The sequence below is a fragment of the Nocardioides sp. genome, from assembly GCF_964228225.1.
Lineage (GTDB): Bacteria > Actinomycetota > Actinomycetes > Propionibacteriales > Nocardioidaceae > Nocardioides.
This window is the reverse complement of record NZ_CAXQZB010000027.1, coordinates 40,321-52,794: the sequence shown is the minus strand read 5'-3', so window position 1 is coordinate 52,794 and position 12,474 is coordinate 40,321. Positions and strand designations below refer to the sequence as shown.

Sequence of the window (12,474 nt, the reverse complement as noted above, 5' to 3'; positions counted from 1 at the left end):
CCTCGAGTAGCGAGCGTCACGAGACGCCCGCACCCGCACGGACCACCCGGTCCCGACACCACCGTGCGCGCGGCTGCTCGACGAACGCGGGTGGTCGCGTCGGGGGGACGGCGGCGGGGCGGCAGAATCGGGGGGTGACTCCGCCTGCCTCCGCCACCGGCCCCACCGTGTTCGCGACCGTGCTCGCCGACCTGCTGCGCGAGGATCCGGGCCAGCCGCTGCTCACCTTCTACGACGAGCGCAGCGGGGAACGGGTCGAGCTCTCCCGCACCACCTACGCCAACTGGGTGGCGAAGGTGGCCTCGCTGCTGGTCGACGAGCTGGACCTCGAGCGCGGCGACCGGCTGCGGATCGACCTCCCGACCCACTGGCTCGGGCCGGTGTTCCTGGGCGCGGCCTGGCTGGCCGGGCTGGTCGTCACCGACGCCGCCGACCCCGACGCCGTCGTGTGCGGCCCGCAGACCCTGCCCGACTGGGCGCCGCGTGCGGCGGACCTGCCGGTGCTGGCGTGTGCGCTGCGCCCGCTCGGCGTGCGGTTCCCCGAGGGCGTGCCGCCCGGCGTGCACGACGTCGGGGTGGAGGTGTGGTCGCAGCCCGACGCCTTCGCCCCGTGGGATCCGCCCGGCCCGCAGGATCCCGGCGTGGAGTGGGCCGGCGTCGTCACGACCCAGGAGGAGATGTGGCGGGCGGCCACCACCGGGACCCTCGTCTCCGGTGGCGGCCGCCTGCTGTCGGAGGCCAACCCGGCTTCCCCACCGGGACTGGCCTCCTGGACGGAGCCGCTGACGCAGCGCGGCTCCCTCGTACTGGTCGTCGCGGCCGAGCGGGACCGGCTCGCACTCCTCGCGGAGTCCGAGCGCGTGACCGCTCGCTTCCCTGCCTGACGACGACCGGACGTCGGTCGTGCCGATCTCCCGCCGGCCGGCTCAGCCCACCAGGTCGTAGACGCCGAAGCCGGAGCCGAGCTGCACCGGGGTGCCGAACCCGCTCGTGGATCCCGGCACCAGCCACAGGCCGCCGTCGGCCTTGGTCCGCACCACGAGGTCGGCGTGCCCGGTGAGGTCGATGTCGGAGATCCCGACCACCCAGTCGAACGGGGTGAGGTCGATCGCCAGCTGCTTCGGTGCGCCGGTCAGGCCGCCGGGGCCGTTGCCGCGCACGACCTCCAGCCGCGGCCCGCGACGCAGCAGCGAGTCGGGGGCGCCGTCGCCGTCCCAGCGGCCGATCCCGATCTGCCGGACCGCGCTCACCGAGCCGTAGGCGGTGAAGGCGGTGCCGAGCCCCGAGGGGCCCCGCCCGGGCCAGATCATCATCGAGCCGCCGTTCGGCGCGCCCATGAGGTCGGGGTAGCCGTCGCCGGTCATGTCGCCCACCGCGGCGAGCAGCCGCACGGCGCCGAACCCGGTGGCGAGCCGCTGGACGGCCGCGAACGTGCCGTCGCCGAGGCCGCGGCGCAGGTAGAGCGCACCGTTGGCGGCGTTGCGGGTCACGAGGTCGCTGAACCCGTCGCGGTCCCAGTCGCCGACGCTGAGGATCCGGTTGACCCCGCCCAGGTTCAACCCCGTCGCGATCGGCTTGCCCGCCTTGTACGACCCCGTGCCCAGCTTCTTGAGCGGGATCACGAAACCGAGACCGTCGGCCTTGCGGCGCACGATCAGGTCGGGCTGCGGGGTGGCGGCGACGTCACTCTCCAGCTGCCGTCCGGCGAAGCCCACCTGGGCCTGGGCGGCGAGCTTGCGGATCTCGGGGATCCGGGCGTAGAGGTACTTGCCCGGACACGCGGTCGACGCCGCGTCGCGGTGGCCGTTGATGGCCTGGAAGGTCGTGCTGCCCACGAGCTGGCGGGTGGAGGCGGCGTTGATCCCGTGCAGGCTCAGCTTCCAGGCGAACAGGGCACCGTAGGCCTGCACCATCGCGTCGGAGGGCTGGGCGATCTCGTAGTTGCCGATCGCCGACATGGCGAAGGAGTACTCGTTGTAGCCCAGCGTGTGCGCCCCGACCACCGGACGGTCGACCCCGCCGTAGCGACCCTCCCAGATGCGGCCGAAGCGGTCGACGAGGTAGTTGTAGCCGATGTCGCTCCAGCCCCGGCTCTGGGTGTGGTAGGCGTAGATGCCGCGCAGGATCGCCGGGACGTCGGCCCGGGTGTAGTTGTTGGCGTTCACCGTGTGGTGCACGAAGCCGGCGTGCACCTCGTAGTAGCGCAGCGACCCCTTGTCGCGCATCGACTCGTCGGCTCCCCACTGCTCGCGGGAGAAGATGACCGGCTTGGGCGTGACCGCGGCGGCGGCGAGCGAGACCTGGTCCTGGCCGTCGGCCAGGGTCTCGGGCGTGGCCGGGGCCGAGGTGGCGTAGACGTCGCCGGTGGTACCGCCCGGCACGCGCGCGGCGCTGGGCAGGGTGGCGGTGTCGATGGCGGCCCGTTCCCGGCGGGTGGCCGACGGGGCGCCGGGGTCGATCACCGCGAGCTTGAGGTCGCTGGGCACCGCGCGGTCGGCGACGATCTTGACCTGCACCCGCTTGACGGTGCCGACCAGCAGCTCGTCGGTGCCGGGACGGGCACGCCGGGCCTCGGCGCTGTCGGGGTCCGGGCCGTGGTCGTCGTGGTAGACCATGTCGCGCCACGGCGACCACCGGCCGCCGTCACGCAGGCGCACCTTGATCGTGAGGTCCTGCTCGCGCAGCCGCGTGCCGCTGGCCCAGGTGACGCCGACGGCGCCGAAGCCCGTGACCCGCTGCGGGCGGCTGATCAGCTTGCTCGCTCCCCCGGGCATCGGGCGGGCGGTGGCCTGCAGCGACCCCGGTGCCACGCGGGCGCCGGCCGGCGCGGTGAGCGGGTACTCCTTGACGACGGGGTCGACCGGGGCGGTCGGCACCCGGGTGGTCGTGCGCGCCGCCTGCACGTAGGCGGTCATCGCCAGGGGCGGCAGACCGCCGCCACCGGCCGCGCTGCCGGCCTCCGCGGGGTCCGGCACGAGGTCGAGGGAATGGATCCGCGCCGCGGGCGTCAGGGCGGCGCAGATGACGCCGAGCACCAGCAGACGCTGGCACACGGCGATGAGACGAGGTCGTCCGTCGAAGGTCACAGGATGCTCCAGTGCGAGGGGGAAGTTTCACACGCGTCGCTACTTTCACATCCGTCACACGGGTCACGGAAGGTTTCGTGAGTAACTACAAGGCTGTAATTTCCACTCGACACGCCGGCGAATCCGAGATTTGTCAAGTCTGCGTCGGATCGACGCCCACGTCAGCCGAACCCGGCAACGACGACGCCCCCGACCCGGCCCCGGTGGCCGGGGCGGGTCGGGGGCGGTCGGCGGGCGGTACGACGCCGGGCGGAGCGTCGGAGGCGGGGACGGGTCGGTCGCGACGTCAGATGTCGGCGCCGAGCTCCTCGTCGCTCTCCTCCTCGCCGGGCAGGAACTCCTCGTCGTTCCCGTCGTACTCCAGGTAGCGGATGCCGTCCTCGACGTCGCCGTCGAAGGCCACCCGGCCCTCCTCGAGGACGATGACGCGCGAGCACATCCGGCGCACCGAAGCGGAGGCGTGCGAGACGTAGAACAGGGTGCGGCCGCTGTCGCGGACCTCCTCCATCTTCTGCAGGCACTTGCGCTTGAAGGGCCGGTCGCCCACCGCGAGGACCTCGTCGGCGAGGAAGACGTCGGAGTCGACGTGGATGGCCACCGAGAAGCCCAGGCGCGCACTCTGCCCCGAGGAGTAGTGGCCCACCTCGGTCTCGAGCAGCTTGGGCGAGAGCCCGCTGAAGTCGACGATCTCGTCGTACTTGCGTGCCAGCTCCTTCTCGGTCATCCCGAGGATCGCGGCGTTGAGCATGATGTTCTCGCGCCCGCTCAGCTGGGGGTGGAAGCCCGCGCCGGTCGCGATGAGACCCGCGATGCGACCCCGCACCAGGATCCGGCCCTCGTCGGGACGCATGACGCCGTTGATCATCTTCAGCAGTGTCGACTTGCCGGAGCCGTTGAGGCCCATCAGCCCGATCGACTCGCCCTGGGCGACGGTGAAGGAGACGTCGTTGATCGCCGGGAAGGACTCGCTGATCTTGCGGCCCTTGGCCTTGGCGACCGTCACCTGCTTGAACGTGCGGTGGTAGCGCAGGGTGAACCGTTTCGAGACGTGCTCGACCCGGATGGAGTCGGCCATCAGATGCGCTCCGGGATGCGCTTCTCGAACTGGCGGAAGACCAGTTGCGCGAGCACGAGCACGACGATGCAGGCCCCGAACACGATCACGGCCCGGGAGAAGAGGTGGTCGGGCATCTCCGCGCCGGTGATGCGGGCGTCGTCGATGGTCGGGATCCAGAACGCCCGCTGCATCAGCAGCACGGCGTTGGCGATCGGGTTGAGGAGGTAGTAGTCCGCGGCCGATCCGAACCGCTCCCCCACCATCGAGTAGGTGTAGATCATCGGCACCCCGAACCGCACGAAGTTGGTGAGGATGCTGACGACGCTGGAGAAGTCGCGGAAGAAGACGTTGGCGGCGCTGAACAGCAGGGCCAGGGCGGTGCCGAAGGTCATGATGATGCCGACCGAGAGCAGGACCGCCGCGAGCACCGGGAGCGTCGGCACCCAGCCGTAGCACAGGCCGACGATCAGGATGATCACCACCTGCGGACCGACGTGGTAGAGCGAGACGGCCATCGAGGCCACCGGGAACATCTCCAGGGGGACGGCCATCTTCTTCACGATCGCCTTGTTGCGCACGATCGAGCGGGTGCCGGCGTTGAAGGTCTCGGTGAAGAAGTGGACGATGATGATCGCGGCGAAGATGTGCACCGCGAAGTTCGGGGTGTTCTCGTGCAGCGAGAAGATCTTGCCGATCACGAAGTAGTAGATCGCGAACTGCGAGAGCGGGTTGAGGTAGCTCCACATCAGCCCCAGGAACGATCCCGAGTAGCGGGCGCTGATCTCGCGGCGCACCAGCAGCTTGAGCAGGTAGCGGCGCCGGAAGACCTCCAGCAGCCCGGCGCGCGGTGCGGGGTCGGCCAACGGCGGCAGGCCGGCCTCCGCGCCGTCGTCGGGCAGCGCGGCGGGACGCATCCCGGGGGTCTCGCGGATCGCCATGCTCAGTCCTGCCCGGCCTGTCCGGTGCCGCCGCCGATCCCGCCGCCGATCCCGCCGTCGATCCCGAAGGTCTCGGCCCACGCCTCGGGCGAGGTGATGGTGGGCATCGCGTCACGGTAGCGCGCGGCCAGCGCCGGCCACTCCTTGTAGAGACGGGCGTGCAGCGCGGTGGAGCGGCGCAGCTGGCGGCTGAACTCCGCGCGGTCGCGCTTGTGCCAGGCCGCGCTCACGCCGTCGGCCGCCGAGACGATCGCGGAGTCGAAGTGGGCCAGGCGGTACCACTTCTGGTCCACGTGCGGCACGACGGCCTCGGGGTGGATCTGACCGAACTCGCGCGGCTTGGTGACCTGGCGGACCAGCCCGGTGGCGGCCATCTTGATCTTCCCGACGCGGTCGGTGGGGTTCGGCACCCCGCGGTCCTTGCGGCGCGGCTTCTCCAGCTTCGCCACCGGGAACACGTCGAGGTCGGTGCGGGGCTGGGCGTCGGCGTGCTGCTGGCGGATCGCGCGGATCTCCGCGAGCCGCTCCTTCATGTCGCGGTGCATCCGCTCCGGGCCGGCCAGGACGTCCTCGATGGCGAGCATGATGATCTCGCCGGCGCTGTACTGCATGGCCATGAGGCGCTTGACGTGGTTCTCGGCGCTCTCCTGCACCAGCCGTCCGCCGTGCTCGTAGGGCGAGTGCAGCAGGGCGGAGATCAACCGGTTGCGCTGGTGGAAGTAGGCCTGCCAGTCGATCGTGTCGTCCTTCTCGGTCCACGGCACGTGCCAGACGGCCGCCCCGGGGAGCGAGACGGTGGGGAACCCGGCCCGGCCGGCGCGCAGGCCGAACTCGGCGTCGTCCCACTTGATGAACATGGGCGCCGAGAGGCCGATGGTGCGGATGACCTCGGTGGGGATCAGGCACATCCACCAGCCGTTGTAGTCGACGTCGATGCGCCGGTGCAGCCACTTGGTGGAGCGCAGCGGGATCCGGGCCCAGTCGTGGCTGTGGATGGAGGGCGCCGCCGGTCCCCAGAACCAGCGCCACTTGCCGATCGACTCGCCGTAGGCGTGCATGACCGTGCGGTCGTAGAGGCTGAACATGTGCCCGCCCACGAGCGTGGTCTGCTTGGCGAGGTCGGCGAAGGCGACCGCCCGCAGGATGCCCTCGAGTTCGCAGACGACGTCGTCGTCGAGGAGCAGGAGGTAGTCGGCGCTGCCCTTGGCGACGGTCTCGAACATGGCGCGCGAGAAGCCGCCCGAGCCGCCGAGATTGGGCTGGCGCAGCACGCGCAGCTTGTCGCCGAGCGCGGCGGCGACCGCCGGGAAGCCGGGATCGTCGGCCACCTGCTGGGTGCCCTGGTCGACGACGATGATCTCGTCGACGATCGCCAGCACCTCCGGCGAGCGGCTCAGCGCCACCAGCTGGGCGGTGCAGAAGTCGGGGCGGTTGAAGGTCGTGATGCCGATCGAGAGCCGGCTCGTGGCCGCCGGGGCCGGGAAGGACCAGTCGGCCGCGAGCAGCTCGATCTCGGTCTCACCGCCCTCGAGGTCGAACCAGTACCAGCCGCCGTCGATGAACGGCGCCAGCGGGAGGTCGAGCACGACCTCCTGGGCGGAGCCGGTGCCGGCGAGCTCGACGGACTCGGTGCGCAGCACGTGGCCGCGCGCGGTGGAGCGGTAGACGATGAGCGTGCCCTCGCCGCGCGCCTCGACCCGCAGCCGGACGTGGGTGAGATCGCTCCAGCGGCGCCAGTAGGCGGCGGGGAAGGCGTTGAAGTAGGCGCCGAAGGTGACCCGGCGCCCGGGCTCCACGACCACGGTGTCGTCGTCGGTGATGCGGGCGTAGCCCTGCAGCCCGACGTCGGACTGCTGGTAGTTCGTGGCCTGCTTGTTCTTGCTCTGCTGCTCGGCGGCGTCGGAGGACGGGTCGCCGCTGCCGAGGCTGGTGACCGCCCACAGGTAGAGCGAGCGGACGTCGAGCTCGAGCTCGCCCCGCATCAGGGTGCGCTGCACGACACGGCGTCCCTCGAGGGAGGCCGGCACCGCGGAGGGGGTGGCCTCCGCGGCCGTCGTCGCGGTCGGAGCGGGGGAAGGGGTCGCCACGTGCAGGGTCCTCGCGCGTCTTCGATCGGGGTCTGGAGCAGCGTCAACCTACCAGCGCACCGGCCCGCGACCATGTTCCTGCGACCCGGGCGGGGCGCGATGAGAGCAGGCTCACCCCCGCTCGCGCCGGGCCCCGAGGGCGCCCCGGCCGGGCTCGACCGGGCTCAGCGGGCTCAGCGGGGAGCGACGACGGCGCCCGTGGGCTCCCCGGCGACGAACCGGGCGACCTCCGCCGCGGTCTGCTCGGCGTCCAGGGCGAGGTGCTCGAGGATCGTGTAGCGGTCGGGCCGCGTGCCCGGGGCGGCGAGCACCGCCGCGGTGAACTCCGCGGCGTCGAGGCCGAGGTCGGCGGGGGTCACCGGCAGGCCGTGCCGCTGCAGGCAGGCCCGCATCACGGCCAGCCGCTCGTGGTGGCCGCGCAGGTGGGTGGCGAACAGCGCCCCGAGGCCGGCGATCTCGCCGTGCTGGAAGCGGCCGGGGTGGGCGGCGTCGAGGGCGTGGAGGATCTCGTGGCACGCCCCCGAGCAGGGGCGGGAGGTGCCGGCCACCGACATCGCGAGGCCCGAGAGCACCAGCGCCTCGGCGAGCACGACGAGGAAGGCGTCGTCGCGGATCGAGTCGGTGCGGGCGATCACCGCCTCCGCGGCGGTGCGGGCGAAGGCGAGGGCGAGGCCGTCGAGCGGCTCGCCGGTGACCTCGTGGGAGAGCAGCCAGTCCTCGACCGCCGAGAGGTTGGAGACCACGTCGCCCACTCCCCCGGCCACCAGCGCGGCGGGGGCCGCGCGGACGTAGTCGAGGTCGACCAGCACCGCCAGCGGCATCGCGACCCCGAAGGAGCCCTTGCCGTGGGGGTGCTCCAGGGAGGCCACGGGCGAGCAGAGCCCGTCGTGGGCCAGGTTGGTGGCCACCGCGACCATCGGCAGCGCCGCGCGGGTGGCGGCGTACTTGGCGACGTCGAGGGTGCGGCCGCCGCCGATGGCGACGACGGCGTCGTAGCCGCGGGCGCCGAGCCGGTCCTGCAGCCGCTGGGCCTCGGCGAGGGTGGCGCCGTCCACGAGGAAGCACTCCGCCCCGGGCAAGGCATGGCCGATCCGGTCCCAGATCTCCTCCCCGGTCGACCGGCCCACGGCGACGAGCACGTCGCCACCGCTGGAGAGCCGGCGCTGGGCCAGCAGCTCGGGCAGGTCGTCCACCGCACCGGCCCGGATGTCGACCGACACCGGGCTGGCGAGCATGCGGCTCAGGAGTGGCACGCGATCTCCCGGGCGCGCGCCAGGTCGGCGTGGTCGTCGACCTCCACCCAGCGGGTCCCCGACGGGATGGGGGTGGTGCCGACCGCGAAACCGGAGTCGGCCAGGTGCTGGTAGCCGTCCTCGTAGTAGAGATCGGGGTCGCGCTCGAAGGTGGCCTGGAGCGAGGCGGCCAGCGCCTCGGCGGCGTGCCCCTCGATGAGCGAGGCACCGATGTACTCGGCGTACGCCGTGGCGGGGTCCATGAGCTTGGTGATGCGACGCACGTGACGCTGGTCGTCGACCTGCACCTTCATCTCCTCCTCCGCCAGCGACTTCTCGACGTCGACGGCGAGCAGCACGCCGGGCCCGCGGTTCGCGAGCAGCGCCTGCTCGACGCCGACCGGGTGGAGGGTGTCGCCGTTGACCAGCAGCGCGCCCTCGCGCAGGTGCTCGCGCGCGGTCCACAGCGAGTAGGCGTTGTTCCAGACCTCGGCCTTGTCGTTGAACACCAGCGTCAGCGACACCCCGTGGCGCGCCTCGAGGGCGGCCTTGCGCTCCTCCACGGCCTCGGCGCAGTAGCCCACGACGATCACGACGTCGGTCAGGCCGACGGCGGCGAGGTTGGCCAGGCTGCAGTCGAGGATGGTGCGGTCGTCGTCGACCTGCATCAGCGCCTTCGGCAGGGTGTCGGTGTAGGGACGGAGCCGACGTCCGGCGCCGGCGGCCAGGACCAGACCGATCACGGTGAGCCTCTTCTTCGGTGCGTCCCGGACAGGGACGGGAGCGGGATGGTGACGGGCGGGGCGCGACGGCGGGGGCGGTCACGCACCGCGGCGCACCGGGGGCCCGGTGCGCCGACCGCGCCACCGTATCGCGGGCCGGTCGTGCGCCCCAGCCGTAGTAGCCTGCTCGGACGCCGGGCGACCGGGCCGCCGGCGGCGCGGGGACTCCCGTCGTCGCAGGGCCGGCCCGCCGGGCGACCGCCCCCGCGACTTCCACCCTCCCGAGGAGACCGACTCTGATGAGTGACGCCGTGCGCAACCAGGGCGGCCGCTTCCTGAAGCGGCTGCGCGACGCCAGCGAGGACGACCTCAAGCGGCGGGTGGAGGAGCTCGAGGCCGAGGTGCAGGAGTGCCGGCGGCTGAACCGACGCCTGGCCGAGCTGATGGACGTCGTCGAGGAGCTGCTGGTGCCGCTGGCCCAGCGCGACGAGGCCGCGGTGCGGGCCTACCTCGACAGCCACCGCACGCCCCTGTGAACGGGTCGGTGGACGGGCCGGTGGACGGGCCGGTGGACCCCCGGACCGCGGGAGCCTCCCGTGGCTGAGGAGGTCGTGCTCCACGTCGGGCTCCCGAAGACGGGCACGACCTTCCTGCAGACGATCCTGTGGGAGCACCGCGAGCTGCTGGAGCGGCGCGGGCTGCGCTACCCCGGTCGGCGCCGTCTGGACCACTACAACGCCTTCCAGCAGGTGCGTCGGCGCTCGCGCGGCAAGCCGGTCGACCGGGCCGACGCGGCCTGGGACCGCCTGGTCGGCGAGCTCGCGGGCTGGTCGGGCCGCGGGCTGGTCAGTCACGAGTTCTTCTCGATGTGCACCGAGGAGGAGGCCCGCGCGGTGGTGGCCGACCTCGCCCCGGCGCGGGTGCGGGTCGTGGTCACCGTGCGCGGCTACGTGCGGCAGTTCCCCGCCATGTGGCAGGAGGCGCTGAAGATGCACTACGACGCCTCGTTCGAGCAGTTCATGACCGATGCCCTCACCGGCGACGGCCGTCGGCTCAAGGGCGCGTGGGGGTGGGCCTCCCAGGACGTCCCCGCCGTGCTGGCCCGCTGGTCGGCCGCGGTGGGCCCCGAGCAGGTGCGGGTCGTCACCGTGCCTCCCCCGGGCGGTCCGCGCGACACCCTGTGGCGCCGCTGGTGCGAGGCCGTCGACCTCGATCCCACCGGGTTCGACCTCGACGTCACCTACCCCAACGAGTCGATGGGCGCCGCGCAGTGCGCCCTGCTCCACGAGCTCAAGCCGGCGCTGACCGGCCCGCTGCTCGACGGCCCCACCCGCCACCGCTGGGTGCGCCGCTACTTCGGCCACGAGGTGCTCGTGCCCCAGGGCGGCACCCGGTTCGCCCCCCGCCCGGCGCAGCGCGAGGCGCTGCTCGCCCGGGCGCGCGAGGCCGTGGCCGCGGTCGAGGCCGGCGGCTACCCCGTGGTCGGCGACCTCGCCGACCTCCTCGACCCCGGCCTGCCGGCGGGCGCCGCCGAGCCGCTGCACCCCGACGACGTCACCGCCGAGCAGCAGCTCGCGGTGGCCGTCACCGCCCTGGACCGGATGATCCGCGACGTCGCCGCGCTCACCGAGGAGCGCGACCACTGGCGCTCGGTCGCACGCCGCCGGACGGCCTCGGGCGTCGCCGACGGCGTGCGGGGCCGCCTCGGCGGCCGGGCCGGGCGGGGACGGCGCGGCCGACGGTCCGACCACGAGCGCGAGCAGGAGGGGGAGGCATGAGCGCGACCCGCATCAGCGCCGACGACGACCGGCTGGTGCTGCCCGGCGACCTCGAGCCGGAGACCACCTACGACGTCGTGCTCAACGACGTCCACGTCTGGTCGCTGCTGCCCTCCCGCGACACCGTCGAGCGCGGTCAGCAACGGGTCGCCCGCTGGCCCAAGGCGCTGCGCCGCCACCTCGTGGGCCGGGCCGACGTGCTCGTGCGCGACCACGTCAGCGGGGCCGAGGTCGGCCGCGTCGACGTCGTCTTCGGCGGCGACGACAGCCGGCGCGTGGAGGTCGTCGACAAGCACGGCGCCGCCCTGGTGCTCGACAAGTACGGCCGGCTCACCCGGCCGCTGGCCGCCGAGGACGACGGCGTGCTCGACGACTTCCTGGCCCAGGTGGCCGAGCTGCTGCGCGTGATGCGCGAGGAGGTCGGGGTCGCCTCGTTCATCTCCTACGGCACCCTGCTCGGCGCGGTGCGCAACGGCCGCCTGATCGGGCACGACAACGACGTCGACATCTCCTACGTCAGCGAGCACGAGCACCCGGTCGACGTGGTGCGCGAGACCTTCCGCGTCGAGCGGGCGCTGGTGGCGCACGGCTGGGTGGTGCGCCGCGGCTCGGGCACCCGCCTCAACGTGCGCCTGCCCCAGCCCGACGGCACCCTGCGCTACGTCGACGTGTTCACCGCCCACTGGACCGAGGGCGTGTTCTACATGCCCTCCGACACCGGCTTCGAGATCCCGCGCGAGTCGATCCTGCCGCTGGGCACCGTGACCCTGCACGGGCGCGAGATGCCGGCGCCGGCCGACAGCGAGCTGCTCCTGGCCCACACCTACGGCCCGAACTGGGCGGTGCCGGACCCCTCGTTCAAGTACGAGACGCCGCGCTGGCTGGCGCGTCGCCTCACCGGCTGGTTCGGCGGGCTGCGGGTGGACCGCAAGATCTGGGACGCCTTCTACGGCGGACACGCGCGCGAGGTGCCCTCGGGCCCCTCGACGTTCGCCACGTGGGTGGCCGAGCACCACGACTCCGATCGACCGCTGATCGACCTCGGGTCGGGCACCGGGCGCGACGCCCACTGGTTCGCCCGGCGCGGTCGCGAGGTCACCGCCGTCGACTACGCCCTCGGGGTGCTCAAGCGCTCCGCGGCGCGCCGCAAGGCACCGGCGATCGCTCGCGAGGTCGTGAACCTCAACGACCTGCGGCAGGTCTACTCCCTGGCGGTGCGCCTCAACGACGCCCCGACCCCGCCCGACCTCTACGGCCGGTTCCTGCTCAGCTCGCTCGACGAGCACGGTCGCGACCTCGTGCTGCGGCTGGCCTCGATGACGCTGCGGCGCGGCGGTCTGCTGCTGCTGGAGTTCCGCACCCACAAGGACCAGTTCCGCCACCACCACTTCCCGCGCAAGTACCGGCGCTTCGTCGACCCGGCCGAGGTCGTGGCCGAGATCGAGCGGCGCGGCGGCTGGATCATCGACCGGGTCGAGGGCACCGGCCTCGCGCCGCTGGAGCGCGAGGACCCGCACGTGTGCCGGATCGTGGCCGCGTGGGCGCCGGGGGCCGCGGACGCCTGAGCCCGGCCC

Annotated in this window: 10 protein-coding genes; 4 read left to right on the top strand and 6 right to left on the bottom strand. The window is 73.0% G+C overall.

The window, feature by feature from the left end; translation table 11 throughout:
• Nucleotides 1-134 precede the first annotated feature (134 nt).
• Nucleotides 135-884, top strand: coding sequence for a TIGR03089 family protein (locus ACERUJ_RS06970; protein WP_370247761.1), 750 nt, complete (start codon nt 135-137; stop codon nt 882-884).
• Between the two features lie 42 nt (nt 885-926).
• Here ACERUJ_RS06970 and ACERUJ_RS06965 read toward each other — a convergent pair whose 3' ends face one another.
• The 6 genes from ACERUJ_RS06965 to ACERUJ_RS06940 form a co-directional block, all read right to left on the bottom strand.
• Nucleotides 927-3,053, bottom strand: a complete 2,127-nt coding sequence (locus tag ACERUJ_RS06965; protein ID WP_370247760.1) for an FG-GAP-like repeat-containing protein — start codon at nt 3,051-3,053, stop codon at nt 927-929.
• A gap of 319 nt (nt 3,054-3,372) precedes the next feature.
• A complete protein-coding gene (locus ACERUJ_RS06960; protein WP_370247759.1) occupies nt 3,373-4,161 on the bottom strand; it encodes an ABC transporter ATP-binding protein in 789 nt (262 codons plus the stop codon).
• Nucleotides 4,161-5,081 (bottom strand): ABC transporter permease, encoded by a 921-nt coding sequence (locus tag ACERUJ_RS06955; protein WP_370247758.1) that lies wholly within the window; start codon nt 5,079-5,081, stop codon nt 4,161-4,163. The genes ACERUJ_RS06960 and ACERUJ_RS06955 overlap by 1 nt, the downstream gene beginning before the upstream one ends.
• A 2-nt stretch (nt 5,082-5,083) precedes the next feature.
• Entirely contained in the window at nt 5,084-7,168 is a 2,085-nt protein-coding gene (locus ACERUJ_RS06950) for a glycosyltransferase (protein WP_370247757.1), read from the bottom strand.
• 173 nt (nt 7,169-7,341) lie between these two features.
• The gene (locus tag ACERUJ_RS06945; protein WP_370247756.1) at nt 7,342-8,421 is read right to left on the bottom strand and encodes an iron-containing alcohol dehydrogenase family protein; all 1,080 of its coding nucleotides are present in this window, start codon (nt 8,419-8,421) and stop codon (nt 7,342-7,344) included.
• Nucleotides 8,409-9,143: a sugar phosphate nucleotidyltransferase gene (locus ACERUJ_RS06940; protein WP_370247755.1), complete on the bottom strand. Its 735-nt coding sequence runs from the start codon at nt 9,141-9,143 to the stop codon at nt 8,409-8,411. Before ACERUJ_RS06940 ends, ACERUJ_RS06945 begins: the two co-directional genes overlap by 13 nt.
• A gap of 278 nt (nt 9,144-9,421) precedes the next feature.
• Here ACERUJ_RS06940 and ACERUJ_RS06935 point away from each other — a divergent pair, with 278 nt between their 5' ends.
• From ACERUJ_RS06935 to ACERUJ_RS06925, 3 genes are read left to right on the top strand one after another with little or no spacing between them, the layout of a single operon-like run.
• On the top strand, nt 9,422-9,658 hold the full coding sequence (locus tag ACERUJ_RS06935) for a DUF6752 domain-containing protein (protein ID WP_370247754.1): 237 nt from the start codon (nt 9,422-9,424) through the stop codon (nt 9,656-9,658).
• Nucleotides 9,659-9,718: 60 nt separating this feature from the next.
• Nucleotides 9,719-10,900 (top strand): hypothetical protein, encoded by a 1,182-nt coding sequence (locus ACERUJ_RS06930; protein ID WP_370247753.1) that lies wholly within the window; start codon nt 9,719-9,721, stop codon nt 10,898-10,900.
• A complete protein-coding gene (locus ACERUJ_RS06925; RefSeq protein WP_370247752.1) occupies nt 10,897-12,465 on the top strand; it encodes a LicD family protein in 1,569 nt (522 codons plus the stop codon). Before ACERUJ_RS06930 ends, ACERUJ_RS06925 begins: the two co-directional genes overlap by 4 nt.
• Nucleotides 12,466-12,474: the final 9 nt, after the last annotated feature.